Below are 26,253 nucleotides of genomic sequence, written 5' to 3'. Positions count from 1 at the left end.
CCCAGGAAGAGGACCCGCATGGACGACACGCTCAGCCCCACCCTCCCCGTCTTCGACTTCGCGGACCGGCCGGACTACTCGGACTTCACGCGGGCCGCCGGCACCGGACGCCGCCAGCCGCTCGCGGGGTTCGACGAGGACTACACGGACATCGTGGACTACATCGTGCGCTGCACGCACAAGATCTGGGAGGAGAAGGCCGTCGGCCTGATCTACACCCACTACGCCCACAACGCCCTGGTGCACACGACGGGCGGCATCATCTACGGCCGCGAGACGATGGTCGTGAACACCCTGCAGCGCATCGCCGTGTACTCCGAGCGCCGCGCGTACGCCGACGACGTCATCTGGAGCGGCGACGAGCAGCGCGGCTTCTACTCCTCGCACCGCGTGTCGAGCGTCGGGGTGAACACCGGCTACACCGAGTACGGCCCGCCGAGCGGCCGCACGGTGCACCGCTGGGGCATCGCGGACTGCTTCGTGCGCGAGAACCGCATCGTCGAGGAGTGGCTCGCGTCCGACACCCTCACCGAGCTGCGCCAGATGGGCTACGACCCCGTCGCCCTCGCGAAGCGCTCGGTGCGGCCGGCCAGCCCGCACACGCACGGCGAGATCGACCGCCTGCCCACCGGTCAGCAGGCTCCGGAGTTCCTGGGCGTCCCCGCCGCCGGGGACGACCCGCAGGGCTTCGTCCGGGCCGTGCTGCTCAACCTGTGGAACGCCCGGCTCGTGAACATGGTGCGCGAGCACTACGCCCCCGGCCACGTCGCGTTCGTGCCGGATTCCCGCAAGCTCGTCGGGTACGGCGACTACGAGAACTTCGTGATCACCCTGCTCGCGTGCTTCCCGGACCTCGCGGTCACCGTCGACCACCAGTGCGTGCAGGGCGACGCGGAGCGCGGGTACCGCGTCGCGACGCGCTGCACCTTCCAGGGCACCCACGGCGGGTACGGCCCGTACGGCGCGCCCACCGGCCGGCGGATCTACCTGATCGTGATCAGCCACCACATCATCCGCGGCGGGAAGGTCACGCAGGAGTGGACGATCTTCGACGAGTTCGCCCTCCTCAAGCAGCTGCACGGCCAGCCGGAGGCAGGATGACCCCGGACACGCCCCTCCCCGTCTTCGACTTCGCGGACCGGCCGGACTACTCGGACTTCACGCGGGCCGCCGGCACCGGACGCCGCCAGCCGCTCGCCGGGTTCGACGACGACTACACCGACATCGTGGACTACATCGTGCGCTGCACGCACAAGATCTGGGAGGAGAAGGCCATCGGCCTGATCTACACCCACTACGCCCACAACGCCCTGGTGCACACGACGGGCGGCATCATCTACGGCCGCGAGACGGTCGTGCGCAACACCATCCAGAACCAGGCGATGTGGGGCGACCTGCGCGCGTATGCCGACGACGTCATCTGGAGCGGCGACGACCGGCTCGGGTACTACACCTCGCACCGGCACTCGAACACCGCCACGCAGAGCGGGTACACCGAGTTCGGCCCCCCGACGGGGCGCAAGATCGCGTACTGGGGCATCGCGGACTGCTTCATCGTGCACAACCGCATCGTGGAGGAGTGGCTCACCCACGACGGCGTCACCGTCATCCGGCAGATGGGCTATGACCCGGTCGCGCTCGCGCGGCAGGCCGTCCTGCCCGCCACGCCGCACACGCACGGCGAGATCGACCGCCTGCCCACCGGCCAGCAGGCCCCCGAGTTCCTGGACGTCCCGGACGGTACCCGCGACCCGCAGGGCTTCGTGCGGGCGGTGCTGCTCAACCTGTGGAACGCGCGGCTCGTGAACATGGTGCGTGAACACCACGCACCCGGCCACGTGGCGTTCGTGCCGGACTCGCGCAAACTCGTCGGGTACGGCGACTACGAGAACTTCGTGATCACATTCATGGCGTGCTTCCCGGACCTGGCCATCACCGTCGATCACCAGTGCGTGCAGGGCGACGCGGAGCGCGGCCACCGCGTCGCGACGCGCTGCACGCTGCAGGGCACGCACGAGGGCCATGGCCCGTACGGTGCCCCCACCGGTCGGCGGATCTTCCTGATCGTGATCAGCCACCACATCGTCCAGGACGGCAAGATCACCCAGGAATGGACGGTGTTCGACGAGTTCGCCCTCCTCAAGCAGCTGTACGGCCAGCCGGGAGGCCGCGGTGACGCCCAGGCGACCTCCGCCGACCTCGTCCCCTGACGCTCCGGCGGCCGATCCGGGCGGCGACGTCGTGGCGCTCGCGCGCCGCATCCGGGAGGACCGGGCGCTCGGCGAGATCTACACCCACTACGTCCACACCGCGGTCCTGCACTCCGCGGACGGCGACCACCACGGGCGCGAGGGGATCGTGCGGCACGCCCTGCGCACGCTCGCGGCCGTCCCGGACGTGCGCCTGCACGGGGATGAGCTCGTGTGCGGCGCCGCGCCGGGGGGCATGCACACCTCCCACCGCGTGCTGGTCAGCGGACACCACCTCGGGCCCGCCGCGTTCGGCCCGCCCACCGGCCGGCGCGTGCACTGGCGGGAGATCACGCAGCGCACCGTGGTGGGCGGCCGCGTGGTCGAGGAGTGGCGCGTCCACGACGACCTCGCCGTGGTCCGGCAGCTCGGCCTGGACGCGTGGGCGCTCGCCCGCACCGCCGCACACGCCGAGGCGGCGGCCGGCCCGGCCGCCCCGGCGCCCGGCGTCGGCGAGGTCGTGCGCGGCCGCGGGCAGGCGGCCCCACCCACCGCACCGGGCGTGCCCGCCGAGGCCCGTGACCTCCCGGCCGTGCTCGCGCAGGACGTGTGGAATGCCCGGCGGCTCGACCTCGTGCGCACGGTCTACGCCCCGGACGCCGTGGTCCGCGTGCCCGGGGGCCGCCTCGGCGGCCCGGACGGCGTCGCGCGGCACGTGCTGGCGTGGCTGGCCGCGTTCCCGGACGGGGCCATGCACGTGGATCACGTGCTCGCCGCGCCGGGCCCCGCCGCCACGGTCGCCGTCCGCTGGACCTTCCAGGGCACGCACACCGGCGACGGCCGCTACGGCCCGCCCACCGGGCGGCGCGTGCGGGTGCCCGGCATCAGCCACCTGCGCGTCGCGGCCGGGCGCGTGCAGCGCGAGGACACCGTCTGGAACGATTTCGCCCTTCTCACGCAGCTGTGCCGGCCCGCCGGCCGCTGAGCCCCCCCTGACAGGAGCGTCATGGAATACGTCAAGAAAGCCCCGCCCCAGCCCGCCGCCGTCACCCAGGAAATCCGGGACACCGTGTCGCGCATCATCTCGGACGTCGAGCGCGAGGGCGTGGACGCCGTGCGGCGCTACAGCGAGAAGTTCGACGGCTTCGCGCCCGCCGAGTTCCGGCTGTCGGAGGCGGACATCCGCGCGCAGCTCGCGTCGCTCGACGAGAGTGTCACGCGGGCCATCGACTTCAGCATCGCGCAGGTCAAGCACTTTGCCGAGGCGCAGCGCCGCACCCTCGTGGACTTCGAGGAGGAGACGCTCCCCGGCGTCACCATCGGCCAGAAGCAGATCCCGGTGCAGGCGGTCGGGTCGTACATCCCCGGCGGCCGCTACCCGATCCTGGCGTCGGCCGCCATGACCATCGGCGTCCCGAAGGTGGCCGGCGTGGAGCGCATCGTCGCGTGCGCGCCCCTCCAGCGCGGGACGGGCGCGGTCAACGCGCTGCAGCTCTACGGCATGGTGCACAGCGGCGCCGACGAGATCTACGCGATCGGCGGCGCGCAGGCCATGGCCGCCATGGCCTTCGGCCTGGACGGCGCGCCGCCCCTGGCGGCCGTGGACATGATCGTGGGGGCCGGCAACGCCTACGTCGCCGAGGCCAAACGCCAGCTGTTCGGCGTGGTCGGCATCGACCTGCTCGCCGGGCCGACCGAGGTCTGCATCCTCGCCGACGAGACGGCCGATCCGGAGTTCGTCGCGGCCGACCTGCTCGCCCAGGCGGAACACGGCACGAACTCGCAGTCCGTGCTGATCACCACGTCCCGGGCGCTCGCGGACGCCGTGACCCGCGAGATCGACCGGCAGCTCGCGGCCCTCCCGACCGCCGACGCGGCCGGCGCGTCGTGGCGGGACTACGGCGAGATCCTGCTCGTCGAGGACGACGAGGAGATGCGGCACGTCTCGGATCAGGTGGCGTCCGAGCACCTGGAGGTGCAGACCCGCGACCCCGCGTGGTTCCTCGCGCGGCTGAAGAACTACGGTTCCCTCTTCCTCGGGCGCAACGCCACCGTCGCGTACGGCGACAAGGGCATCGGCACCAACCACGTGCTGCCCACCGGGCACGCCGCGCGCTACACCGGCGGGCTGTGGGTCGGGAAGTTCATCAAGACCGTCACGTGGCAGCGCGTCTCGGACGCCGCGAACGCCACGGTCGCGCCGCCCTTCATCACCATGGCCGACACCGAGGGCATGGTCGGCCACGCCGACTCCATGCGCCTGCGGGTGCGCTGAGCCGTGGCCCGCGCCCTGCCGGTCGCGGCCGTGCAGGCCGCCCCCCGCCCGGCCGGTGGGCCCCTGGCGGGCTTCGCCGCGGACGTCGAGGGCGTGGCCCGCCGCGTCCCGCAGGCGCAGCTGCTCGTGTACCCGGAACTGCACCTGCACGGCGGCGCGGCCACCGCCGAGGAGTACCGCGCCGTCGCGGAGCCGCTCAGCGGACCGAGGCTCCGCGACCTCGCGGCGCTCGCCGGCGACCTCGGGGTGTGGCTCGTGCCCGGCAGCGTGTGCGAGCTGGGGCCGGGCGGGGAACTGTACGACACGGCCGTCGTGCTGAGTCCCGAGGGCCAGCTCGCCGCGTCCTACCGCAAGGTCTTTCCGTGGCGGCCCCACGAGCCCTTCGACGCTGGGGACGCCTTCGTGGTGTTCGACCTGCCCGGCGTGGGCCGCGCCGGCCTGACCGTCTGCTACGACGCGTGGTTCCCCGAGGTCACCCGCCACCTCGCGTGGATGGGCGCCGAGGTCGTCCTCAACGTCGTCAAGACCACCACCTGTGACCGCCCGCAGGAGGTGGTGCTCGCCCGCGCGCACGCCATCATGAACCAGGTGTTCGTCGTGAGCGTGAACGCCGCCGGGCCCGAGGGCACCGGTCAGAGCGTCATCGTGGATCCCGAGGGCCTCGTGCGCGTGCATGCCGCCACGGACGCCACCGTGCTCACGGACGTCCTCGACCTCGACCACGTGCCCCGCGTCCGCACGTACGGCACCGTGGGCCTCACCCGCCCGTGGGCGCCGTTCCGACCCGGCGACCCTCCCCTGGCCCTCCCGCTGTACGCCGGCCGCATCGATCCGGACACGTGGACGCCGGCCGCAACGCCGGTCACGTGAGGCGCGCGGCCGCGCCGGCGCCACACCGGATCCCGGGACGGTTCGGACACGCCGGCCACCGCGGGCCGCTCCTGGGAACCAAGTTCCGCGCGCGGGGCCGCTGACCGGCGGTCACGGCCGCGGGTCATGCCGGACGGCGGGCCTCCAGCACCTCGAGCACCACGCCGAGGTCGCGCTCGGTCGGGTAGTACGTGTACAGCCAGCGGCCGTCGCTCGACGAGCGCTGCAGCACCTCGGTGCCGTGCCGGCGCACCATCGGCCTGATCATCGCGAACCTCCTCAACCCCTTCCACGCGCAGATGGCCAGCGGCCTGGAACGCGAGGCGGCGCAGCGCGGGTACTCCGCCCTGCTGTGCACCTCGGACGAGGACATCCGCAAGGAGCGCGGCGCCCTCGACCTGCTGCGCCGCCAGCGGGTGTGCGGCGTCGTGCTCGAACCCACCGAGGGCTCCCGCGCCGAGGTGGAGGGCCTCGTCCGCTCGGGCCTGCCGGTCGTGGAGGTCGACTGCATCAGCGGCGCGGCCGGCACCGCCGCAGTGCTCTCCGACAACGTCGCCGGCGCCGCGAGCGCCGCGCGTCACCTGCTCGCCCTGGGCCACCGCCATATCGGCACGGTCGCCGGCGACCCCTCCCTCACGTCCGGCCGCGAACGCCTCGAGGGCCTGCGCGCCGAACTGGAGCGTGCCGGCGTGCCCCTGCCTGACCGCTGGGTCGTCACAGCGCGCTACACCGCCGAGGACGGCTACCGCGCGGCCACGGCCCTGCTGTCGCGCCCGGGCCCCCGCCCGACCGCGCTGTTCGTGGCCAACATCGAGATGGCGGTCGGAACCCTCCAGGCGCTCCATGACGCGGAGCTCCGCGTTCCCACGGACCTCTCCGTGGTGAGCTTCGACGACGCCCGTTGGGCGACCCTGATCGCCCCGCCCCTGACGGTCATCGCGCAGGACGCCGCCCGTCTGGGCCGCATGGCCGCGCAGCTGGTCATCGATGCCGTCACCGGCACGGCCCCCCGCGTGCCGGGCGTCCACCGCCTCCCGACGACGCTGATCGTGCGCGGATCGTGCCAGCCACCCCGCACGTGAGCGCGGCGGATCTCACAGCAGGTTGCAGGGGGAGTGAGGGGTTCCCTCATTCCCCCTGCAACGAGCGGAGCGGGTGACGGACACGGCAGCGGCTGGACGTGGACGGGAGGGGCATCCGTCCAGCCCCGGGGTGGAACTGAACACCGCTGTCACGTGCCGTGGGCCGTGCAGACGGGTGGGCCCACACGGGTCACCGTCCCGCCGGCGGTGACGCTGACCACGTCATCTCAGCGATCCCCCGCCCACTGGCAGGCGCGTCCGGAACCGGGGCCACGTGATGAACCGTCGCCTTCCCGAACGATGGGGCCTGAGACCCGCACGACCATTCCTGCATGCCGCAGACGACAGCACCGGACTGGATCGTGGTGTCGTCAGCACGCGGCGTGGCCAGGTACCGTCGGTCGCCAGCAAGGGGGCCGTGTGACCCCCTGAGCGGCCCATGCCGACCACCGGGCTCAGCGCCGCCGGTCGGGCGGCCCCAGGATCCGCATCGCCGCCAGCAGCGCGGCCGAATTGGCCAGGCCCTGCTGCTCATGGTGCCCGGACGCGATCAGCGTGTCCCCCTGGAAGATCTCGACGCCGTACTGCTGGGCACCATCCACCCACACCCGGCGCACGGACCGCGTGCAGCCCAGAGCTGCCAGGTGGCGCCACACCTGGGCGGCCGCGACCGATTCCTCCATGGACGCAGCGTAGGCGTGCTGCGTCGGCGGATCAGGGGCACACGCCACACCGGCGTCTTGACCGATTGGTCATGGTTCCGCGGTGTCGCTGCACGCCTGCCAGGGTGGTTGAGGCTCGATCGGCGGCTGGGCGAAACCTGACCGGTTCCGGTGTCCACCGGGCGTCATCGCCTGTGGCTCCGCGATCCACTCGATCGAGGGGCCATGCAGCACCTGCTCCAAGAGCGTGGGGTCGGAGCGTGTCTGGCGGTGTGACCCCAAGGCGGGGGATCAGGGCCGGCGCGGCGCGGCTCAGGGCGAGCAGCTGCAGGCACACGCACCGCATGCCGGAGCGTGCGTCAGGCGAGCTGGAGCGGACAGAGCGCCAGTCTGGTTCAGGGCACGGCGTGGATCCGGCGGAGGGATGCGGCAGACGGTCGGCGTCCGGGAACCCATGAAGCGGGCGGCCCCCCGGCGTACCGCCGACTCGACGGGCACCGGGGGAGCGCCGGTCGGCAGCCCAGAGGCTCCAGAGACGGCACCGGCAGCCGGAACGCGGCGGACTGCTGAGTACCACGTCACCCCACCCGCACCCCCGATCCCCCGCACCGATGACCGGTGGGGCGGCCGTCCGTCCTGACCGGCGCGGCAGATGGCCGGTACTCATGCCAGCGCCTGGTGCAGCCACCAGCCCACCAGCACGCCGCGCCCCAGCCAGACCACGGTGCGCACCCAGTTCGTCGTCACCAGGCGCGTGTGCCACGCCGGATTGAAGCCCGTCGCCAGTCGGCCGTGCGCCGGGGACTGCACCAGGGCCGTCGACATCCACACCACCGCGATCAGCCCCAGCCCCAACCAGCCAGACGGCGAGAACCGGAGGGAGGGTGGCCACGCCACCAGGGCGGCGCCGGTCACCAGTTCGGCCAGCATCAGTGGCGCGACCAGCGTGGTGATGCGCGTGACGTGTTCGCGCTGGTAGGCCGCGTATCCGGCCGCACCCACCCGGGAGAAGAGGGGGTAGTGGACGATCTGGATGGTCAGGATCAGGCCGACCAGGGCCCAGGTCAGTGCGGCGTGGACGACGAGCAGCATGGGCCGAGTGTGACAGCAGAGTTCAGAGGCCGTGAGGAATGCCCTCACGGCCTCTGAAACGAGCGGAGCGAGTCCCGGACACGGCAGCGGTTGGACGTGGAGCCCTGGGGCATCATCACAGCCCCGGGGCGGAACGGAACACCGCTGGGACACCGGGACGGGCCGCCGATGACCGACACGCCCTGGGGACACGCCGCGCTCCACACCGCCGCCGGGGGCGGTGGCCGTGCTCAGGCCGCCCGCCGTTCAGGCATCTGGCGACGGATCACGCATCTGTGAAGATTCAGGCCGGTGTGCAGGACAGCCGGCATGGCCCGGCGCACCGCCCCGGTGTCTATGCTCGGGTCATGTCCAGCAAGTCCGTGGCCATAACGCCCTCCTTCGGCGACCGACTCCAGGGCATCACCGAACAGCTGGCCAGCACCCACGACCGTTCGGTCATCCTGGATCTGGTGCTGCAGGCCGCCCACGACTCGTTCGACGCGCTGGGCGGCGCTGTCCTGATGGTCACCGACACGCGCGACCGGGTCGAGCTGGCCCTGACCCGGGGCCATGAAGCGGGGGCGGCCATCCTGTGGCAGGACGGCCCCCTCGAGGACGCCTCGCCGGTGTCCGATGCCCTGACCCGGCGGCAGCCCCTGCTGTTCGAACACGAGGGCGCCCTGACCAGCGCCTACCCGGATCTCGAGACGCAGACCCGGGCGGTCGCGCCCGTGGCGACGGCCGTCCTGCCGATCGTTCTGGAAGAGCGTTCTCTGGGCGTGATCGTGCTGGATTTTCGCGAACCGCACCACTTCACGGACAGCGAGCAGCGGTTTTTCAGGACGCTGACTGCCCTGGCGGCGGTGTCCCTGGGGTGGGCCGAACTCGCGCAGAATCTGGATGTCCAGGTCAGGAACCGCACCCTGGCGCTGGACGCCTTCGCCCAGTTCACCGAGCGTGCGGCCTCGACCAGCGACGTGCTGGATCTGGCGCGCATGGGCGTGGAGATGCTGCAGAACATCCTTCCGGACGTCAGTGCCGTGTATTACGAGCCCACCGGACGGGCATGGAGGGCCCGGGTGTGGACGGACGACATCGCCCCTGACATCGTGGACGTCCTGAAACAGGGCGTTCCGTTCACGGCGCCCAGCTTCCAGGAGGCCTGTGACCGGCGGGAGGCGGTGTTCGTCCCCCGCTGGGACGCCGAGCGTGAGGGCGTGGCGCTGACCGAGCAGTACGGCGCGGGCGCGCTGTACGTGTGCTTCACAGGTGACGTTCCCCGCGGGCTCCTGGCCATGGGCATGCAGCAGCGCGACGCCTGGTCGGACCGGGAACGTGCGGTCTTCCAGGCGGTCGGCCGCAGCCTGTCCCTGGTGCTCGAGCGGGCGGCGACGGCCACCACCCTGAAGCGGCAGAACCACGCCCTGCGCGAGACCAACGAGGAGCTGGAGGCCCTCACGTACTCCGTGTCGCACGACCTGATGTCGCCGGTCCGCCACGTGACGAGCTTCGCCGCCCTGGCCCGCCGCAGCGCGAACGACAGCAGCAGGGTTCAGCGGTACCTCGATATCGTCGATCAGAGCGCGCAGCGCATGAACACCCTGCTCGACGCCATGCTGCAGCTGTCCAGAGTCGGACGCAGGGACCTGCGCCTGGGCCTCGTCGATGTCAACCTGATCGTCCGGACTGTCCAGCTCGACCTGGGGCCGGATCTGGTCGACCGCGCCGTGACCTGGCGGATCCAGCCCCTGCCCGTCGTCTGGGCCGATCAGGATGCCCTGCATGAGATCGTGAGGCAGCTCCTGTCCAACGCCCTGAAGTTCTCGCGTGACCAGCCGCAGGCGATCCTCGAGATCTGGGCCGAGGACGATCCCGAGCAGTGGACGCTGTGCGTCCGGGACAACGGCGCCGGCTTCGACATGCGGTACGCCCACAAGCTGTTCGGGATCTTCCAGCGGCTGCACAGCCAGGAGGAGTTCGGGGGCAGCGGCGTGGGCCTGGCCATCGTCCAGCGCCTGGTGAGACGGCACCACGGCAGCGTCACGGCGGCGAGCACGCCCGGCGAGGGCGCGACGTTCCACGTGACCCTGCCGAAGCCCGAACAGCCGGCGATGTGACCGGCCGCCGGGCCGCTCGTCGCCGGACGGGGCGCACTGACTGAGCGGTCGCGGCGCCTCCGCCGGTGTCCGGCGTGGCGGGCGTGCCGGTGGGGTGCCGGGCGCGTCTCACCATGGGGCACCCGCTGCCGTGGAACAACGTGGGCTGTGACTCCAGCCTTCCCCCAGCCCGGTGCCGCCGCATGACGGACGCCGCCGGAACCAGCGTTCCCGACGGCCCCGTGGTGCGCACGCCCAGCGGCGTGGTGCGGGGCGTGACCCTGCCGAGCGGCGTGTGCGCCTTCCGTGGCCTGCCCTACGCCGCGCCGCCCGTCCGGGAGGGACGCTGGCGGCCGCCGCGTCCGGCCCCGGCCTGGGACGGCGTGCGCGCCGCCGATCGCTTCGAACACCAGGCCATGCAGGCGCGGGTCTTCGGCGACATGCAGTTCCGCAATGCCGGCATGAGTGAGGACTGCCTGTACGTGAACGTGTGGACGCCTGCGCCGGCGCCGGCGTCGCCGGATGCCGGCCTCCCGGTGCTCGTCTACATCCACGGCGGCGGATTCGTGGCGGGCGACGGCTCGGAACCCCGCTACGACGGCGAGAGCCTGGCCCGTCAGGGCGTGGTGGTGGTCACGCTCACCCACCGGCTCGGCGTGTTCGGGTTCTTCGCCCATCCGGAACTCACCGCCGAATCCCCCGAGCACGCGTCCGGGAACTACGGGCACCTCGACCAGGTGGCCGCGCTCACGTGGGTGCAGCGCCACATCGCGGCGTTCGGCGGTGATCCGGCGCGGGTGACGGTGGCGGGCGAGTCGGCGGGTGCGTTCTCGGTGTGCGCCCTGATGGCCTCGCCGCTCGCGACCGGCCTGTTTGCACGGGCGATCGGGGAGAGCGGCGGCACCTTCGGAACGACGCTCCCCGTCCTGCCGCTGTCCAGCGCCGAGGAGCAGGGAACGGCGTTCGCCGCCGGTCCCGGGGCCGCGTCGCTCGCGGAGCTGCGGGCCTGTTCGGCGACCGAACTCCTCGAGGCGTCGGGCCGGCCGGGAACGCCCCGGTTCACGGGTACGGTCGACGGCTGGTTCCATCCCCGCCCGCCGGCGGCGGTCTTCGCGGCCGGCGCCCAGGCCCGCGTGCCGCTGCTCGCCGGATGGAATTCCGAGGAAATGACGGGCCGGGCGCTGCTCCCGGAGGAACCCACGCCGCTGCGGGCGCGGGCCGTGCTCACCGAACTCTTCGGCGACCGGGCGGCACACGCGGAGGCGGTCTATCCGGTGTCGACGCCGGCCGAGGCCGCGCAGTCGCTCACGGACCTCGCGGGCGACCGGTTCATCGCGTACGGCACGTGGAAGTGGCTCGACGAGCACGCCCGCACCAGTGGGCAGCCGGTCTACCGGTACCTGTACGCCCGGCCCCGCCCCGCGCCCGTGGAGGCGGGCGTCACGCCCAACCTGGCCGGCGGAGTCACGCGGGACGGCGCCGCGCCGTCCCCACCCGCCACCGGGGCGGTGCACTCCGCAGAGATCGAATACGCGCTGGGCACCCTGCACCTCAACCCGGTCTTCGCGTGGACGGCCGACGACCACGCGGTGTCGGCACTCATGCAGGCGTACTTCGTCCGCTTCATCGAGACCGGTGACCCGAACGGCCCCGGCCGGCCTCACTGGCCGGCGGGCCGCCCGGACGCCCACGGCCAGGTCACGCGCCTGCGCATCGATGTCGAGACCCGCGCCGAACCCGAGCCCCGGGCGCGGTACGCGTTCCTGGACGCGGTGTGGGGATGACGGCCATGGCGGCCGTCCGCGCCGTGCACGTGCAGCCGGGCGATACGGTCGCCGTGTCCGGGGCCAGCGGCGGTGTGGGGACGGTCGCGGTGCCGCCCGCCCGCCGGGCGGGGGCGCGGGTGCTCGGCACCGCCAGCCCCTCCCGGGCGGCGTGGCTGCAGGCGCACGGCGTGAACCCGTGCCCCACAGCGACGCCCTGAAGGAACGCCTGCCGGCCGCGAGCGGCGGGCGGATCGATGCGTTCATCGACACCTTTGGGCAGGGGTATGTGGCGCCCGCCGTGGACCTGGGGGTACCGGCAGCGCGGATCGACACCGTCATCGACTTCGCGGCGGCCGCAGAGTACGGCGTGACGCCCGAGGGCAACGCGGTCGGCGGGTGACCGAAGTGCTGGCCGCCCTGGTCGCGGCCGGGGAGGTGGCGGTACCCATCGCGGCCACGTCCCCGCTGGAGCGCGTGCGAGGCGCGTACCGCCACCTCGACCAGCGGCATCCCCTCGGCAGGATCGTGCTGCGTCCTGGCCACACCGCCGGCTGAGCGTGGCCGTGCGGAGACGTCGCTCCCCACGGCCACGGAGGATCACGGCCGATGGCAATACTCAGAATTGGATATGAAAGAACCCCCACACTCCCTCCATTCCGGGGAACATCTTCAGCACTCCCCGCGAGACCCGGTCGCCCTTGGCTGCTGCACGTGGGCAGAAGGCCACGGAGGTTGCAGACGCTGTCTGCACCAGCGCTGGCACCGGCCTGAGCCACCTGGACAGCCCGTTTCCACAGCTGGCCAGGAAAAATCAGGCGGGGTAGAAGAAGGCTAGAACCCGGTGGTGCCGGCAAACATATCCAATCGATGATACCAATGGTCTGACCTCCACACATATGCCAGCAGTCGGCCCAGAGCTTCCCGTGCAGCGGGGAGTTCTGGGCCGGCAGACATCACGCCGGGAGGCTGACCATCTGCCCGTCCCGGCGCGACCGTTCGGCCGCAAACACCATCAGGTGGCTCTCCAGCGTCTCCTGCGGGCCACTCAGGATCAGTGAGGGATCGCCCTGGGCGACCGCCCGCACGAAGGCCACCATCAGCCCGTCGTCGCCGCCGCCGTGCCCCGACCGGATGCTGCCGTCTGAGGCCACGTCGGTATCGATGGCGGTGGTCTCGTTCGTCAGGAAGTCGAAGACGGTGAGGCGCTGGCTGTCGCCGTACAGCTCACCCCGCGTGCCGAAGATGCGCGTCTCACGGCCCCGCGCCCGCGTGAAGGCGGTCATGGTGAAGCTGGCCGTGACCCCGCCCTGAAACTCGAAGTTGACCACCTGATGGTCCACGACGTCGTTGTCGCTGGCGTACACGCAGCGGCCGTAGGGGCCGTCTTCCAGCGCCTTCAGCACGCCAGCCTCTGTGAAGTCCGATGTGATGACATTGATCGGCCAGCCGGTGTTCCCCGCATCCAGCTGGCCCAGGTAGTAGCGGGTGGCCGAGTACGGGCACTGCGTCTCGACCTCGGCCGGACACGTCACGCAGCGGTCGGAGGCGCCGGCCGGCTGCGCCTCCCGGCGGAAGTGCTTCAGGCTGCCGAACGACGACACGCGCTCGCACGGCCGCCCCACCACGTACCGCAGCCAGTCGAGGTCGTGGCAGGACTTGGCGAGCAGCATGGGGCTGCTCTGGGTCTCGTTGCGCCAGTGGCCGCGCACGAAGGAGTGCGCCTGGTGCCAATACCCGACCGGCTCCAGATGCTCGACCGACACGATCTCGCCGATGGTGCCGGCGTCCAGCACGGCCTTCAGGGCCTGTGTGTAGGGAGTGTACCGGAGGACGTGGCACACCCCCAGCATCACGCCGTGGCGTTCGGCGGCGTCCACGATGCGCCGGCAGCCGGCCTCGTCCGGGGCCATCGGTTTTTCCAGCAGCAGGTGGTACCCCAGGGCGGCGGCGGCCTCGACCGGGGCCACGTGGTCACGGTCCTGGGTGGCGATCACCGCCACGTCGGCCAGCCGGGGCTGGGCCAGCGCGTCCTGCCACGTGGAAAAGACGCGCTCCGGGGGCAATCCGAAGATCCGGGCCATCGCCTCGCGGCGGCCGGCGTCCGGCTCGGCCACGCCCACCACCACACACTCGTCGGGATGGCGACGGGCGTAGTCGGCATAGGTGCCGCCCCGGCTGCCGGCGCCCAGGATCAGCAGCTCGACCGGGCGGGACGCTGCGCTCACGCCGTCACGCCCTGCGGCTCGCCGCTCAGGAAGGCGGGCAGGTCGGTCCGCTCGGCGGCGACCAGCTCGCCGAACATCGACCGGATCTCGGCCAGTGAGCACACCGACGCGGTCAGCGGATCGAGCATCAGCGCCTGCACCGCCCGCTCGGGGTCGCCGTGCAGCACGGCGTCGGCCAGCAGGCTGTGAACCGCCTGGTGCGAGCGGTCGATGGCCGCCAGCGCCTCGGGGAGGCGTCCGTACGGCTGCGGGTGGACACCGGCACCATCGACCGTGCAGCCCACCTCGACCACGCCGTCGGCCAGCAGGTTGTCGATCAGCAGGCCCCCTGGAGCCGCGTTCGGCAGGTTGCAGGTGATCGTCTGCGGGCGGTTCAGGGTCATGCCCTCGATGATGTTCGACGCGAATTCGGGGCTGCGGGTCAGGTCGATCGCGGCCTCGCCGGCGCGTTCGCGGGCCACCAGGTCAGCCACCTGCGCGGCGTGTTCCTCGCGCCAGTGCGGCCAGTGGTGGGCGTAGTACCCGCTCTCGCCCTTGTACGCGGCGCGGGTGTAGCGCGACACGAGATCGGGCCGCGACCGGAAGTACGGCACGTATTCCGAGAAATGCCCGCTGGACTCGGTGGGGAAGGCCCCGAAGTGCCGCAGCATCTCGAAGCGGACGATGTCCTGCTCGTAGATCTCGGGGCGCTGCATGGCCGCCCGCAGCCGGGGCAGCACGTCCTCGCCGCGCCAGCGCAGCTCCGTGAACCACGACAGGTGGTTGACCCCGGCGCAGCGGTATGTCAGCTCGGCCACCGGCAGCTCCAGATACCCGGCGAGTTCCGCCAGGGTGTTCTGCACCGAGTGGCACAGCCCATAGACCTTCACCGGCGTGGCGCGGGCCGACAGCAGCACCAGGGCGCTCATGGGGTTGGTGTAGTTCAGGACGGTGGCGGCGGGCGCCAGCTCGTGCAGGTCGCGCAGGATCGCCAGCCACGCGGGGGCGGTGCGCAGGAACTTCATCACGCCGCCGGGGCCGGTGGTGTCCCCGATGCACTGGTCGACGCCGTAGCGCAGCGGGATGTCGTAGTCGTGCTGGACGTTGCGCAGGCCCGAGACCTCGATGGTGTTGATCACGAAGTCGGTGCCGGGCAGCACGGCGCGGCGATCCGTGGACGCCGACACCGTGAAGGCCTTGCCGGAGCGGGCCACGGTCAGCTCGGCCAGGTCGTGGGCGGCCTCCAGGCGCGCCGCGTCGGTGTCGATCAGGGCGAACTCGCCGCGCTCCAGACCGGGAATGGCCAGCACGTCGGTGATCATCTGCTGGGCGAACACGGCGCTGCCCGCGCCGATGATGGTGACCTTGCTCATGGAACTCCTTGGGTGGGGGAGGAACCGGGCTGCGGCGTCAGCGCCCGATGACCCGGCTCTGGCGCAGCAGCCCCGCCATGCTCTTCTCGGCGGCGGCGACGGCCTGCTCCAGCGTGGTGTTGTTCGTCCACGCCAGGTTGAGCTGCTGGTTCAGGACGTTCAGCACCTCCGGCAGGTTGTTGATGTGGCGGACGTCGTCGTTGATGATCACGGAGCGCGGCAGCTGGGCCAGCACGGTCTGGGCGTTGCGGTTCTTCAGCGCTCCCAGGTACGCGGCGCGGTAGACCTCGGCCTGGGGGGGCAGCAGTCCGGCGGCGGCGACGATGCCCTGGGCCTGCGGACTGGTCGTCATCCACGTCACGAAGGTCTGGGCGCTCTGTTTCTGCGTGCTGGCGGTGGGGATGACCAGCGCGTGCGCCGAGTACACCGGCCGCGGCGGCGTGCCGTTCATCGACGGGAAGGGCGCGAAGGCCCAGTCCAGCGCCGGCTCCTGTTTCCACGTGCCGACAGACCAGCTGCCCTCGACATAGATGCCCATCTGCCCGGCCAGGAACAGCTGGTAGCCCTGGCGGCCGGTCACGGTGGGCGGCGGGGCGACCTTCTCCTTGTAGATCAGGGCCAGGGTCTGGGCCGCCGTCTTCGTGAAGGGGGCGTCCAGGTTGGGCGTGAAGCGGCCCCCGGCCCCCTTGATGATCCCGGTGCCGCCCTGGCTGTAGTACAGGCTCATGCCGTATTCCAGATCCGTCTGGAGGTCGCCCGCGTTGATGCCGTAGACCGGCCGCCCGTTCTTCGTGAAGGTCAGCTTGCGGGCGGCGGCGGCCACGTCGTTCCAGCTCCATGCGCTGGTCGGGATGGGCACGCCGCGCTCGCGGAACAGGGCGCGGTTGACATAGAAGGTCACGGCCTGCGGCCCCAGCGGGGCGCCGTACAGCTGCCCGCCGACGCGGTAGGGCGCGGCCAGTTTGGCCGGCATGCGGGCCGCGCCCTCGCCCATGTTCAGCGGCGACAGTGCCCCCTGCGACTGGTAGAACGGGAAGTTGTCGAGATTCATCCACAGCGCGTCGAAGGTGCGCCCGCCCGCCGTCATGGCCGCCAGTTTCTGCCAGTACACGTCCCACGGCACCAGGGTGTACTTCACCGTGATGTCCGGGTAGGCCTTCTGGAACGCGGCGATCAGCTGCCTGTCGGTCGCCTGCCGGGTCTCGTCCCAGGTGCCATACGTGATGGTCGTGGCGGCCAGCGCACCGGAACCCGGCAGCGCGGCGGCACCGAGCAGCAGGGCCGTGATGGTCAGGGAGCGGGTCAGCATGGTCTCTCCTTTCGGCCCGCGCCGGGCGGGCAGGTGCGGTGGGGGCGGCACACGGGGCGGCGGAACGGGAGCGGTACCGGGCGGGTTCAGGCCGGGATCGACACGGCCGTGCGGGGCACCAGGTCACGGGCGACGGCCGGATCGAAGCGCAGCGGGCCTCCCAGCAGGGCGTTGGCACTCCCGGCCGCCACCGCGAGGCGCAGGGCGGCCTCCAGCGGCTCGCCGCGCTGCCGGGCGTACAGGAAGGCCCCCAGCAGCGAGTCGCCGGAGCCCACCGGGTTCCTGACCTCGACCATCGGGGCCTGCACCTCCAGCACCTCCGCCCCGATGTAGGCCGCCCCGTGCGCTCCACGGGTCAGCAGCACCGGCACGCCGCTGCGGCGGTACAGGTCACGGGCCGACGCCACGGTGCCCTGCCCGGTGAGCGCCTCCAGCTCGTGCTCGTTGGGCTTGATCAGGCCCGCGCCACTCTCGATGGCGGCCTGGAGGCCCGCGCCGCTGGAGTCCACCACGGGCGATCCCAGGGCCCGGAGCATGGCCGCGAAGGCGTCCGGGGCCGTCCCCGGCGCGAGGCTGCCGCACACCGCGACCCGACCGGCCGGCAGCCGGGCGAGCAGCCGCGCCACCGCGTCCGCGTCGTAGGCGGGGCCGGCCTCGTTGATCTCGGTCGGGTGGGCGCTGGCCCCGTCCATCAGGATGTGGCACTCGCGGGTCTCGCCGGCGGTGTCCTCCAGCACGCCGGACAGGCCCTCGGCGGCCAGCAGGGCGCGGAAGTGTGCCCCGTTATGACCGGCCACGACGCCCGCCACGCACGTCTCGCCGCCGAAGGCCCGCACGATCCGCGCCAGGTTCGGCCCCTTGCCGCCGGCCGCCACGCTCACCTCCGGCACGCGGTGGAGCTGGCCGGGCACCAGCGCGCGGTCGAGCCGCAGCGTCCGGTCGAGGCTCAGGTTGGGGGTCAGCGCGACGATCATGCGCGTCCGGCGCTCCCCAGCACGCGCAGGTAGTGCTCGGCGCGGGCCTGCATGGCACTGCGTCCGGCGGCCAGATACGTACGCGGGTCTTTCGCGCCTCCCGACAGCGAGTCCCGCACGGCCCCGGTGAACGCCAGCGTGAGGTCCGTCGCCAGGTTGACCTTCGCCACCCCCAGCGCGGCGGCGTGCGCCAGCTCGTCCTCGGGCACGCTGCTCGCGCCGTGGAGCACCAGCGGCAGGGCCGTGGCCGCCGCCAGGGCCTGCAGCCGGGCGAAGTCCAGGCGGGCGGTCTTGTCCTCCTGCTTGTGGGCGCTGCCCAGGTCGACGGCCAGCAGGTCGCAGTGGCTGTCCCGGGCGAAGCCGGCCAGAGCCGCCGGATCGTCGTGGCGTTCACCCCGGCGCTCGCCCTTGACCACGATCTCGTACTCCGCCTCCAGATACCCGCCCTGGGCGTGGGCCGCTGCCGACAGCGGCCGCAGCGTGGCGGGGTCGTCGCCCTCCAGCATCACGCCCTCGAAGCCCAGGTGCAGGGCTTCGAGGGCGACCTCCGGGGTCTCGGCGTGGTCGAGGTGCAGGAGCACGGGCACCGTCGCGGCGCGCTTGAGGCTCAGGCCCAGCGCGGCCAGGGCGCCCAGCCCGCCGTGCCGCGCCGCGTTGTGCGAGATCTGGAGGATCACCGGGGAGCGCGTCGCCTCGGCCGCCGCCACGATGGCCTGCGCCGTCTCCAGGTTCACGGCGTTGAAGGCCGCGATGGCGTAGCCCCCCTGCCGCGCTGCCCGCAGGTGGTCGAGGCCGCTCCGCACGGCAGGCGGCACCTGGGCGGCGCTCATACGGATTCCGAGGTCATCGGTTCCGCGAACCGATGACCTCCGCCCAGAGGGCGAAGGAACAGGACACCGGCTCTGCGGCGTGGAGCCGCAACCGGCGCCGTCCCGGGTGTGGCGGAAGAGAGCAGAGTCGGTGTCACGCGAGCGTCACCACCTTGGTCAGCCAGCGCGGGGCCGTGGTGTCCAGCCCCCGGGCCTGCGCCACGCACTCGCCCAGCATCTGGAGGGCCGGGAGCACCATCACGGCGCGGCGGCGGGCGTCGCCGGGCAGCTCGACGCTCACGTCGCCCGGCGCGCCGAAGCCCAGCACCCGCGCGCCCTTGGAGCGCAGCTCGGGCACCAGCCGCGCCTCGTCGGCGGCGGTGTCCGGATGCGACAGCAGCACCACCACCGTGCGGTCGTCCACCAGACTGATCGGGCCGTGCCGGTACTCCAGCGGGTGGTACGCCTGGGTGTAGGTCAGGCTCATCTCCTGGAGCTTCAGTGCGCCCTCCTGCGCCACGCCGTACAGCTCGCCCGCGCCCAGGAACACGACGTGCGTGCGTCCCTCGATCAGCGCCGGGTAGGCGCGCTGCGCCTGCGTCATCAGCGCCTGCGACGCCAGCACGTCCTCCTCGTGGAACGCCAGCCCGGCCAGCCGCAGCCCCGTGAGCAGCATCAGGCTGGCCGAGGACGTCATGACGATGCCCTCCTCGGGGTGGGTCTCGGCGTACAGCACCTCGTCGGCGGCCTGGGCCAGCGAGCTGCCCGCCTCGCAGGTCACGGCGGTGACGTGGTGCCCATCGGCGCGGCTGCGGTGGGCGGCCTGCACCGTCTCGGTGGACTCGCCGCTGCGCGAGAAGGCCAGGATGTGGGCGGGCGTGCCGGCGGGCAGGTACGCCCCCGGCCGGGCCAGCCACTCGCCGCCGGGCACGGCCAGCGCGGGCACCCCCGCCACGTTCAGCGCGGCGGCCACGCTCTGCGCGAGGTAATACGACGTGCCGCAGCCCAGCAGGATGTGGGCCTGGGCACTGTGGATCGGCGCGGGCACGGCGGCCCGCTGCCAGTACGGAAACTGCTCGGTGATGCTGCGGTGGGTGGGATTCATACGGACTCCTGGGGCCGTGGGGCAGGGAAGGGGAGGGACGCGTGGGCCGGAGAGGAGAGCGCGGCGTTCAGGCGTTCCAGTGACGTGGCCCAGCCCGCGTGCTGCGCGGCGTGGTGCAGTGCGCCGCCCAGGGGTGGGAGGGCGGGAGGCTCAGGCTCGCCCAGATCCCGGCGGAGGGCGGCCTGAAGGTGGCGGCTGGTCAGGACACTGCCGGCGTGGCTCCACGGCAGCGCCGGCAGATGCAGCTGCGCCCGGACGGCGTGGACGTGCCGGGCAAGTTCGCTCGCGGCCCCGTCCAGCAGCGTCAGCGCGGTCGGCTGTCCGGCCTCGGCCAGCGCGTCCACCGTGCGGGCCAGCGCCGCCACCGCCGAGCGCAGGTGCGTCTGGGCGTGGTGCCAGTCGAGCAGGCGGGCCTGGGTGACCTCGCCGCCCAGCAGCTCCGAGAGCAGCAGCGCGGGAAAGTCAGTGTCCGGGTGCCGGCCGTCCATCGCCTGGCTCGCCCGCCCCAGCGCGGCGCGGCCGATCCAGTACGCGCTGCCCTCGTCGCCAAACCCCTCGCCCCAGCCGCCGGCCCGCACGTGGCGCTCGCCGTCGCTCGCCCACGCCATCGAGCCGGTGCCGGCCAGCAGCAGCGCCCCGACGCCGCCCGGAAACGCGCCGAGGAACGCTGCCTGTACGTCGTTCATGCGGGTCTGCGAGGCAGCGAGGAGCGAGCGGCAGACCTCGTCCTGCCGGGCGGTCAGATCCGGCGACTCGCCGTAGCCGGGCAGGCCCAGGGTGGCGTGTTCCAGTGGGCCGGGGGCGGGGTGGGCCGCCAGGAAGGCGCGCAGCGTGCCCTCCCAGCCGGGCCGGTCGAAGGGGTTGATGCCGGGGGCGGAGAACGGCCCGACCAGCGCACCGCCCTGCGACAGGTACGCCAGCGCGGTCTTGCTGCCGCCGCCGTCCAGCCCCAGCACCCAGCGTCCGGTCATTACTTGCTCTGTCTGAGGAGGTTCGTCATCTCGGTCTGAGCCTGCGAGATGGCGTCCGGCAGCTTGGCGTTGCCCGTCCACGCCAGGTTCATCTTCTGGCTCAGCACGGTCAGCACTTCGGGCAGGCCCTTGAGGCTGCGCAGGCTGGAGTTGATGACCACCGAGTTCGGCAACTGCGTGAACACGGTCTGGGCGTTGCGACCGGGCAGCGCCTGGAGGTACTGGCTCTTGTACGACTCGGCCAGGGTCGGCAGCAGGCCCCGCTGGGCCAGCAGTCGCTGCGCCTGGGTCGAGGTGTTCATCCACGTGATGAACTTCGCGGCGGCTTCCTTGTTCTTGCTGCCCTGCGGCACCACCAGCGCGTGGGCGCTGACCACCGGGCGCGGCTTCAGGCCGTTCTCGCTGGGGAAGGGCGCGAAGGCCCAGTCCAGATCCTTGTTCTGGCTCCACGTCGAGACCATCCACGAGCCCTGCACCAGGATGCCCATCTGGCCTGCCAGGAACATCTGGTAGCCCTGCTGGGTGGCAGCCTGCGGGCCAGGGGAGACCTTGTGCACGTAGATCAGGTCAAGGAGCTGTTGCGCGGTCTTCTGGAACACCGGATCGAGGCTGGCCGCGTAGGTCGTGCCCGTCTTCTTGATCAGGCCCTGGCCGCCCGCGCCGAAGTAGAAGCTCATGCCGTATTCCAGATCGGCCTGGAGGTCGGCCCCGTTGATGCCGTAGATCTGCTTGCCGTCTTTCATGAAGGTCAGCTTCTTGGCGGCGGCGAGCATCTGGTCATACGTCCAGTTCGCCGTGGGGATCGGCACGCCGCGTTCCTTGAACAGGGCGCGGTTGATGTACACCGTCACCGGCTGCGGCCCCAGCGGCACGCCGTACAGCTGGCCCCCCACCCGGTACGGCGACGTGCGCGTGGCGGGCAGCGCCGCACTCGTCTTGGCGTCCAGCGTGATCGGCGCGAGAGCCCCCTGCGACTGGTAGAAGGGGAAGTTGTCGAGGTTCATCCACATCACGTCGTAGGTGGAGCCCCCCGCGACCATGGCGGCGGCCTTCTGCCAGTACACGCCCCACGGCACGAGGTTGTACTTGACCACGACATCGGACTGCGACTTGTTGTACGCGGCGATGAGGGCCTCGTCGGCGGGCTGGCGGGTGCCGTCCCACGTGGCGTAGTCGATGGTGGTCACGGCGCTGGCGGACGTCAGGGACAGGGCGGCGAGGAGCAGCAGGGTGTTCTTCATGGGATGCCTCCGGGGGCGGGAGAGAAGGTGAAGGGTCACGACCTACCCCTTGAGGCCGCTGGTGATGGCGGCGTCGGTGAGGTAGCGCTGGACGAAGAGGTACGCGATGACGGTGGGCAGGGTCGACAGCGTCGCGCCGGCCATCAGCACGGGAATGTTCACGGAGTACTGGTTCTGGAGGCTGAGCAGCCCGACCGGCAGCAGCATCTTCTCGCTGCTCTGGAGCACGATCAGCGGCCAGATGAAGGACTGCCAGTTGCCCAGGAAGGAGAACAGCCACGCGGCGGCGATGGCCCCGCTCGCGGCCGGCAGCGCCACGTGCCGCAGGGCCGTGAACCACGAGCCGCCGTCGATCAGCACGCTCTCCTCCAGGCTGCGCGGCAGCGAGCGGAAGAACTGGAACAGCAAAAAGACGGTGAAGCCGCTGGCGATGCTGGGGATGATCAGCGCGGTGTACGAGTCGTACCACCCGAGTGCCCGGATCAGCAGGAAGACGGGGATGATCGTGACCTGCCACGGGATCATCAGCGACAGCAGGTGCGAGCCGAACCACAGCCCCTGCCCCGGAAAGCGCAGCCGGGCGAAGGCGTAGGCGGCGGGCGCGGCGGTCAGGATGTTCAGCGACGCGATCACCACGCTCGTCCACACCGAGTTGGCGAACATCCGGGCAAAGGGGATGGTGTTGAACAGCTGCTCGAAGTTCGCCACGCTCCACTTCGACGGCAGCCACACCGGCGGCCACGTGTACGCCTCGGCCGGGGTCTTGAACGCGGTCAGGATCATCCACGCGAACGGCAGCAGGATCGCCACGGCCCCCAGGGTCAGCAGCGCGATCAGGCCGATCTGGGCGCTCTGGGTGCGGGCCCGGATGGAGGCGTCACGGGTGCGCTCACTCCCGGCGGCGCTGGGCAGCGGTTCAGACCTGGTCATAGTTCACCCACCGGTTCTGCGTGCGCCACTGCACGACCATCAGCGCGATCAGGATGACCGCCAGCAGCCACGCCAGCGCCGACGCGTAGCCCATCTTGAAGAAGGTGAAGGCCGTCTTGTAGATGTACAGGGCAACCGTGGTACTGGAGTCGCCGGGGCCGCCGTTCGACAGCACGAGCACGGCCTCGAAGACCTGCAGGGCCCCGATCACGCTGAGCACCAGCACCAGGAACACGGTGGGGCTGACCATCGGCAGGGTGATGTAGCGGAAGGCCTCCCACGGCCGTGCGCCGTCGAGCTGCGCGGCCTCGTACAGATCCTTGGGCACCGAGGCGAGGCTGGCCAGGAACAGGATGATGCCCTGACCGGAACCCTGCCACACGCTGAAGACCGCCACGGCCGGCAGCACCCACGACGGTGAGCCCAGCCAGTTCGGCCCCTGCACGCCCAGCCAGCCCAGGATCAGGTTGACCAAGCCCTGGGGGGCCAGCAGCACCTGCCACAGCAGCGCCACGGCGACTCCGATGGTGACCATCGGCAGGTAGTACACGGTGCGGAACACGGTGCGCAGCCACCCGGCTTTCAGGTTGGTGATCCACACCGCCAGCGTCAGCGAGATCAGGACGCCGGTCGGCACGGCCAGCAGCACATACAGCAGGGTGTGGGACATGGCGCTGGTGGCGCGGGTGTCCTGCAGGGCCGCCGCGTAGTTCTGGAACCCGACGACGTTCGGCCGGCTCAGGCCGCCCCAGTCGGTCAGCGAGATGCCCAGCGACGCCGCGATGGGCAGCACGGCGAAGATCACGATCCCCAGCGTGCTGGGCAGGATCAGCGCCGCAGCGAGCCACGCTTCCTGCCGCCGCATGGGCGACGCGCGGCGTGTCCGGATGGAGATGACGGGGGCGGCCTTCTGCATACGGGTCTCCTGTAAACTCAGGGGGTGCCGACGGCCGGGCTCACGGATTGATCTCCAGCAGCTCGTCGAGGTTGATGGTCGAGACGAAGGGGATAAAGCCCAGCGACCGCGCCCGCTCGTAGTCGCGGGTGATGACGTCGGTCTGGGTGGCCGTGGCGTAGTCCATGGTCAGCACGACCAGGCCACGCTTGTTCAGCGCCTGCACGAAGCTGGGATCACCGCTGACCGGGCCGTACGTCTTCTTGCCGAAGTCGTACATGCTCGAGAAGTTCTCGTACATCACGGCGTCGATGCTGGGGGCGGTCGCGTTCAGCAGGGCAAACCCCCGGTTCTGGACGATCACGGCATTCGGGTGGTCGGCCCGCAGGGTCTCGACGATCTTTACCAGGCCGGGGCCCGCCTGCGGGTACAGGTCGGCGGTGTCCAGGGTGTCCAGGAAGAAGCCGTCGAAGCCGCGCGCCAGCAGGGCGTCGGTCTGCTCCTTCACGATGGCCTGCCAGCCGGGCTGCGAGGCGTCGATGTACTTCGAGCCCCAGTTCTTGTTCTCGCCCAGCACCCACGCGGGCTGGATGCGGCTGGCATACGGGCTGTTCTTCTCCAGCTCGCCCACGGTCACGTAGGCGATCACGCGGGTGCCGGTGTCGTGCAGGGTCTTGAGTTGCGCGGCCGTGACGGTGCTGGGCTGCACGATGGCCAGGTCGTAGTTCGTGAGCTTCGCGACGTCCGCCGGCGTCTTGCCGTAGTACACCGAGTACGAGCCGATGTCCGACAGGCGGCTGGCGATCGGTGCGCCGGCGGGGGACTGCCCCAGCGCCGTGGAGATGCTCTGCGCCAGTGCGGCCGCATCGGCGGTCTGGTCGGTGAAGGCCAGGTAGCCGTAGTTGTTGGGCGAGTTGAAGTCGCCGCCGATGGGCCACAGGGGGAACTCGGCGGCCTTCTGGTGCTCGCGGCCGACCTTCAGGGCCCACACGTCGCCCGCCTTGGCGGCCGGGAAGGTCGCGGTGTTCAGCGGCAGGGCCAGTTCCAGCACCCAGCGCCCAGCCTCGATGCGCCCGGCGCTCTTGTAGTCGGTGGTGGCCGTATACGCCTTGAAGCGCGTGCCGGCCGGGTTGATGGCGAAGTGCAGGTCGGCCGGGGCCTTGGCGTAGGGCTGCGTGCGGATAAACAGCTCCATCACGTCGTCGTTCCACCACTCGGGAGCGTCGGTGGCCAGTTTGGCGACCACGGTGTCCCCCGGCTGATCGAACACGCCCAGCACGTACAGGTTCTGGTCGTCCCACGCCACGCTGTAGTACCCGGCGTTCTTGACCGGCACGCTGGGCACGCCGTTGCTCTGGATCACCGGATAGCGGGTCAGGCCGTCCCACTGCGTCAGGTCGCCGCCGATGGCAATGGTCTTCTTCACCGCCTGGGCGACGCTGGAGGGCGGCACCGCGCCGGCGGCGGGGGCGGTCTGCGCCCCGGCGGTCGTGGCGGCGAGCAGGGCGGTCAGCAGGAATGCTCGGTTCATGGAGTCCTCCCGAGGGGCACGAGGGTCGCGGCCACCTCCAGTTCGGCGAGCCGGTCCGTCCAGCCGGTGTCCAGCCGGGCGTCCGTGATCAGGGTGTGGGCGTCGGTCACCGGGGCCACGGCGTAGGGAGCGCGGCCCCCGAACTTGCTCGAATCGGCCAGCACGACCGCCTGTGACGTACGGCGGAGCATGACCTGGTTCAGGCTGGCCTCGGCCGGGTGCAGGGTGTACATGCGGACGTCGTCGTGAACGGCGCTGGTGCCCAGGTACAGCTGGTCGAACCACAGGTCGCCCAGCTGCCGCTCGGCGGTGGGGCCGACCACCGAGAGGTTCTCGTTGCGCAGCTGGCCGCCCAGCAGGTGCACGGTCACGCCGTCCACGTTCACGAGTTCCTGCGCGACGGCCAGCCCGTTGGTGAACACCGTCAGGGGCATGGGCTCGACCCGCAGCCGACGGGCGAGTTGCAGCACCGTCGTGCCGGCATCCAGAAAGACCGTGCTGTGCGGCTGGAGCAGCGCCAGGGCCGCGTCCGCGATGGCCCGCTTGGCCTCGACCTGCTCCTGCACCCGTGCCTGGAAGGCGAGTTCCGGGCCGGCGGCCTCGGCCAGCCGCGCGCCGCCGTGGGTGCGGGTCACGATGCCGCCCTCCTCCAGCCGCTGGAGGTCGCGCCGGATGGTCACGATCGACGCGCCGGTCGCCTCGGCCAGCTCCTGCACGTTGGCGAAGCCGTTGCTGTAGAGGTGGTGCTGAATCTTGCTGATGCGGTCTGACTGCACGGACGACCTCCGCCGGGAACGGCTGGAACACGGTGACGATGGGCCGCACCCGTCCGGGCCGGCATGACTTGATCGATGCGATCACCATAGCAACCCAATCAATCAATTGCAACCTGTTTGA

The 26,253-nt window shown here is 71.5% G+C and carries 26 protein-coding genes; 11 read left to right on the top strand and 15 right to left on the bottom strand.

The features are described from left to right. The first annotated feature begins 18 nt into the window (after positions 1 to 18). The 5 genes from U2P90_RS19500 to U2P90_RS19480 are packed head-to-tail and all read left to right on the top strand — an operon-like array spanning position 19 to position 5,334. Positions 19 to 1,101, top strand: coding sequence for an ester cyclase (locus tag U2P90_RS19500; protein ID WP_322474995.1), 1,083 nt, complete (start codon positions 19 to 21; stop codon positions 1,099 to 1,101). Further along, positions 1,098 to 2,210, top strand: a complete 1,113-nt coding sequence (locus U2P90_RS19495) for an ester cyclase (protein WP_322474994.1) — start codon at positions 1,098 to 1,100, stop codon at positions 2,208 to 2,210. The genes U2P90_RS19500 and U2P90_RS19495 overlap by 4 nt, the downstream gene beginning before the upstream one ends. After that, positions 2,173 to 3,174 (top strand): ester cyclase, encoded by a 1,002-nt coding sequence (locus tag U2P90_RS19490; protein WP_322474993.1) that lies wholly within the window; start codon positions 2,173 to 2,175, stop codon positions 3,172 to 3,174. Before U2P90_RS19495 ends, U2P90_RS19490 begins: the two co-directional genes overlap by 38 nt. A gap of 21 nt (positions 3,175 to 3,195) precedes the next feature. After that, complete coding sequence (gene hisD / locus U2P90_RS19485; protein WP_322474992.1) at positions 3,196 to 4,464, top strand: histidinol dehydrogenase; 1,269 nt, start codon at positions 3,196 to 3,198, stop codon at positions 4,462 to 4,464. Positions 4,465 to 4,467: 3 nt separating this feature from the next. Further along, complete coding sequence (locus tag U2P90_RS19480; RefSeq protein WP_322474991.1) at positions 4,468 to 5,334, top strand: carbon-nitrogen hydrolase family protein; 867 nt, start codon at positions 4,468 to 4,470, stop codon at positions 5,332 to 5,334. Positions 5,335 to 5,458: 124 nt separating this feature from the next. On the opposite strand, the gene U2P90_RS19475 is transcribed toward U2P90_RS19480, so the two are convergent. After that, entirely contained in the window at positions 5,459 to 5,602 is a 144-nt protein-coding gene (locus tag U2P90_RS19475; protein ID WP_322474990.1) for a hypothetical protein, read from the bottom strand. Here U2P90_RS19475 and U2P90_RS19470 point away from each other — a divergent pair. After that, positions 5,571 to 6,416: a substrate-binding domain-containing protein gene (locus U2P90_RS19470; protein WP_322474989.1), complete on the top strand. Its 846-nt coding sequence runs from the start codon at positions 5,571 to 5,573 to the stop codon at positions 6,414 to 6,416. The two genes, U2P90_RS19475 and U2P90_RS19470, sit on opposite strands and share 32 nt — an antisense overlap. Positions 6,417 to 6,871: 455 nt before the next feature. Here the strand turns inward: U2P90_RS19470 and U2P90_RS19465 are convergent, their stop codons facing one another. Both U2P90_RS19465 and U2P90_RS19460 read right to left on the bottom strand, forming a co-directional pair. Continuing rightward, on the bottom strand, positions 6,872 to 7,099 hold the full coding sequence (locus U2P90_RS19465) for a hypothetical protein (protein WP_322474988.1): 228 nt from the start codon (positions 7,097 to 7,099) through the stop codon (positions 6,872 to 6,874). Between the two features lie 642 nt (positions 7,100 to 7,741). Continuing rightward, complete coding sequence (locus U2P90_RS19460) at positions 7,742 to 8,170, bottom strand: hypothetical protein (RefSeq protein WP_322474987.1); 429 nt, start codon at positions 8,168 to 8,170, stop codon at positions 7,742 to 7,744. Between the two features lie 347 nt (positions 8,171 to 8,517). On the opposite strand from U2P90_RS19460, the gene U2P90_RS19455 reads away from it, so the two are divergent. The 5 genes from U2P90_RS19455 to U2P90_RS19435 all read left to right on the top strand — a co-directional run bounded on the left by U2P90_RS19455 (position 8,518) and on the right by U2P90_RS19435 (position 12,569). Next, positions 8,518 to 10,269 carry a sensor histidine kinase gene (locus tag U2P90_RS19455; protein ID WP_322474986.1) on the top strand — a complete coding sequence of 584 codons (1,752 nt, stop codon included), beginning with the start codon at positions 8,518 to 8,520 and terminating at the stop codon, positions 10,267 to 10,269. A gap of 182 nt (positions 10,270 to 10,451) precedes the next feature. Next, positions 10,452 to 12,032 (top strand): carboxylesterase/lipase family protein, encoded by a 1,581-nt coding sequence (locus U2P90_RS19450; protein ID WP_322474985.1) that lies wholly within the window; start codon positions 10,452 to 10,454, stop codon positions 12,030 to 12,032. Positions 12,033 to 12,037: 5 nt separating this feature from the next. Next, the gene (locus U2P90_RS19445) at positions 12,038 to 12,232 is read left to right on the top strand and encodes a hypothetical protein (protein WP_322474984.1); all 195 of its coding nucleotides are present in this window, start codon (positions 12,038 to 12,040) and stop codon (positions 12,230 to 12,232) included. Beyond that, positions 12,211 to 12,414, top strand: a complete 204-nt coding sequence (locus U2P90_RS19440; protein WP_322474983.1) for a hypothetical protein — start codon at positions 12,211 to 12,213, stop codon at positions 12,412 to 12,414. Before U2P90_RS19445 ends, U2P90_RS19440 begins: the two co-directional genes overlap by 22 nt. After that, complete coding sequence (locus tag U2P90_RS19435; RefSeq protein WP_322474982.1) at positions 12,411 to 12,569, top strand: zinc-binding dehydrogenase; 159 nt, start codon at positions 12,411 to 12,413, stop codon at positions 12,567 to 12,569. The genes U2P90_RS19440 and U2P90_RS19435 overlap by 4 nt, the downstream gene beginning before the upstream one ends. 398 nt (positions 12,570 to 12,967) lie before the next feature. On the opposite strand, the gene U2P90_RS19430 is transcribed toward U2P90_RS19435, so the two are convergent. The 12 genes from U2P90_RS19430 to U2P90_RS19375 form a co-directional block, all read right to left on the bottom strand. Continuing rightward, positions 12,968 to 14,239: a Gfo/Idh/MocA family protein gene (locus U2P90_RS19430; protein WP_322474981.1), complete on the bottom strand. Its 1,272-nt coding sequence runs from the start codon at positions 14,237 to 14,239 to the stop codon at positions 12,968 to 12,970. Continuing rightward, entirely contained in the window at positions 14,236 to 15,591 is a 1,356-nt protein-coding gene (locus U2P90_RS19425; protein WP_322474980.1) for a hypothetical protein, read from the bottom strand. The genes U2P90_RS19430 and U2P90_RS19425 overlap by 4 nt, the downstream gene beginning before the upstream one ends. 37 nt (positions 15,592 to 15,628) lie before the next feature. Continuing rightward, entirely contained in the window at positions 15,629 to 16,900 is a 1,272-nt protein-coding gene (locus U2P90_RS19420; protein WP_322474979.1) for an ABC transporter substrate-binding protein, read from the bottom strand. Between the two features lie 86 nt (positions 16,901 to 16,986). Beyond that, a complete protein-coding gene (locus tag U2P90_RS19415) occupies positions 16,987 to 17,874 on the bottom strand; it encodes a 1-phosphofructokinase family hexose kinase (RefSeq protein WP_322474978.1) in 888 nt (295 codons plus the stop codon). Beyond that, positions 17,871 to 18,704: a class II fructose-bisphosphate aldolase gene (locus U2P90_RS19410; protein WP_295815649.1), complete on the bottom strand. Its 834-nt coding sequence runs from the start codon at positions 18,702 to 18,704 to the stop codon at positions 17,871 to 17,873. Before U2P90_RS19410 ends, U2P90_RS19415 begins: the two co-directional genes overlap by 4 nt. 133 nt (positions 18,705 to 18,837) lie before the next feature. Beyond that, positions 18,838 to 19,788 (bottom strand): SIS domain-containing protein, encoded by a 951-nt coding sequence (locus tag U2P90_RS19405; RefSeq protein ID WP_295815648.1) that lies wholly within the window; start codon positions 19,786 to 19,788, stop codon positions 18,838 to 18,840. Next, entirely contained in the window at positions 19,785 to 20,759 is a 975-nt protein-coding gene (locus U2P90_RS19400; RefSeq protein WP_322474977.1) for an N-acetylglucosamine kinase, read from the bottom strand. Before U2P90_RS19400 ends, U2P90_RS19405 begins: the two co-directional genes overlap by 4 nt. Continuing rightward, positions 20,759 to 22,000, bottom strand: coding sequence for an ABC transporter substrate-binding protein (locus U2P90_RS19395; RefSeq protein ID WP_322474976.1), 1,242 nt, complete (start codon positions 21,998 to 22,000; stop codon positions 20,759 to 20,761). The genes U2P90_RS19400 and U2P90_RS19395 overlap by 1 nt, the downstream gene beginning before the upstream one ends. 42 nt (positions 22,001 to 22,042) lie before the next feature. Further along, positions 22,043 to 22,930: a carbohydrate ABC transporter permease gene (locus U2P90_RS19390; RefSeq protein ID WP_295815645.1), complete on the bottom strand. Its 888-nt coding sequence runs from the start codon at positions 22,928 to 22,930 to the stop codon at positions 22,043 to 22,045. Then, complete coding sequence (locus U2P90_RS19385; protein WP_322474975.1) at positions 22,917 to 23,846, bottom strand: carbohydrate ABC transporter permease; 930 nt, start codon at positions 23,844 to 23,846, stop codon at positions 22,917 to 22,919. Before U2P90_RS19385 ends, U2P90_RS19390 begins: the two co-directional genes overlap by 14 nt. Positions 23,847 to 23,886: 40 nt before the next feature. Beyond that, positions 23,887 to 25,356 (bottom strand): endo alpha-1,4 polygalactosaminidase, encoded by a 1,470-nt coding sequence (locus tag U2P90_RS19380; protein ID WP_322474974.1) that lies wholly within the window; start codon positions 25,354 to 25,356, stop codon positions 23,887 to 23,889. After that, complete coding sequence (locus tag U2P90_RS19375; protein WP_322474973.1) at positions 25,353 to 26,132, bottom strand: DeoR/GlpR family DNA-binding transcription regulator; 780 nt, start codon at positions 26,130 to 26,132, stop codon at positions 25,353 to 25,355. Before U2P90_RS19375 ends, U2P90_RS19380 begins: the two co-directional genes overlap by 4 nt. Positions 26,133 to 26,253: the final 121 nt, after the last annotated feature.

This window comes from Deinococcus sp. AB2017081 (assembly GCF_034440735.1).
Classification (GTDB): Bacteria; Deinococcota; Deinococci; order Deinococcales; family Deinococcaceae; genus Deinococcus; species Deinococcus rufus.
This window is presented reverse-complemented; position numbering and strand designations above follow the sequence as displayed.

Bases quoted from the DNA above. Each gene is read 5' to 3' on its own strand.
- U2P90_RS19500 (WP_322474995.1), top strand. From the start codon at position 19: ATGGACGACACGCTCAGCCCCACCCTCCCCGTCTTCGACTTCGCGGAC.
- U2P90_RS19495 (WP_322474994.1), top strand. From the start codon at position 1,098: ATGACCCCGGACACGCCCCTCCCCGTCTTCGACTTCGCGGACCGGCCG.
- hisD (WP_322474992.1), top strand. From the start codon at position 3,196: ATGGAATACGTCAAGAAAGCCCCGCCCCAGCCCGCCGCCGTCACCCAG.
- U2P90_RS19475 (WP_322474990.1), bottom strand. From the start codon at position 5,602: ATGATCAGGCCGATGGTGCGCCGGCACGGCACCGAGGTGCTGCAGCGC.
- U2P90_RS19465 (WP_322474988.1), bottom strand. From the start codon at position 7,099: ATGGAGGAATCGGTCGCGGCCGCCCAGGTGTGGCGCCACCTGGCAGCT.
- U2P90_RS19460 (WP_322474987.1), bottom strand. From the start codon at position 8,170: ATGCTGCTCGTCGTCCACGCCGCACTGACCTGGGCCCTGGTCGGCCTG.
- U2P90_RS19455 (WP_322474986.1), top strand. From the start codon at position 8,518: ATGTCCAGCAAGTCCGTGGCCATAACGCCCTCCTTCGGCGACCGACTC.
- U2P90_RS19450 (WP_322474985.1), top strand. From the start codon at position 10,452: ATGACGGACGCCGCCGGAACCAGCGTTCCCGACGGCCCCGTGGTGCGC.
- U2P90_RS19445 (WP_322474984.1), top strand. From the start codon at position 12,038: ATGGCGGCCGTCCGCGCCGTGCACGTGCAGCCGGGCGATACGGTCGCC.
- U2P90_RS19425 (WP_322474980.1), bottom strand. From the start codon at position 15,591: ATGAGCAAGGTCACCATCATCGGCGCGGGCAGCGCCGTGTTCGCCCAG.
- U2P90_RS19420 (WP_322474979.1), bottom strand. From the start codon at position 16,900: ATGCTGACCCGCTCCCTGACCATCACGGCCCTGCTGCTCGGTGCCGCC.
- U2P90_RS19415 (WP_322474978.1), bottom strand. From the start codon at position 17,874: ATGATCGTCGCGCTGACCCCCAACCTGAGCCTCGACCGGACGCTGCGG.
- U2P90_RS19410 (WP_295815649.1), bottom strand. From the start codon at position 18,704: ATGAGCGCCGCCCAGGTGCCGCCTGCCGTGCGGAGCGGCCTCGACCAC.
- U2P90_RS19405 (WP_295815648.1), bottom strand. From the start codon at position 19,788: ATGAATCCCACCCACCGCAGCATCACCGAGCAGTTTCCGTACTGGCAG.
- U2P90_RS19400 (WP_322474977.1), bottom strand. From the start codon at position 20,759: ATGACCGGACGCTGGGTGCTGGGGCTGGACGGCGGCGGCAGCAAGACC.
- U2P90_RS19395 (WP_322474976.1), bottom strand. From the start codon at position 22,000: ATGAAGAACACCCTGCTGCTCCTCGCCGCCCTGTCCCTGACGTCCGCC.
- U2P90_RS19390 (WP_295815645.1), bottom strand. From the start codon at position 22,930: ATGACCAGGTCTGAACCGCTGCCCAGCGCCGCCGGGAGTGAGCGCACC.
- U2P90_RS19385 (WP_322474975.1), bottom strand. From the start codon at position 23,846: ATGCAGAAGGCCGCCCCCGTCATCTCCATCCGGACACGCCGCGCGTCG.
- U2P90_RS19380 (WP_322474974.1), bottom strand. From the start codon at position 25,356: ATGAACCGAGCATTCCTGCTGACCGCCCTGCTCGCCGCCACGACCGCC.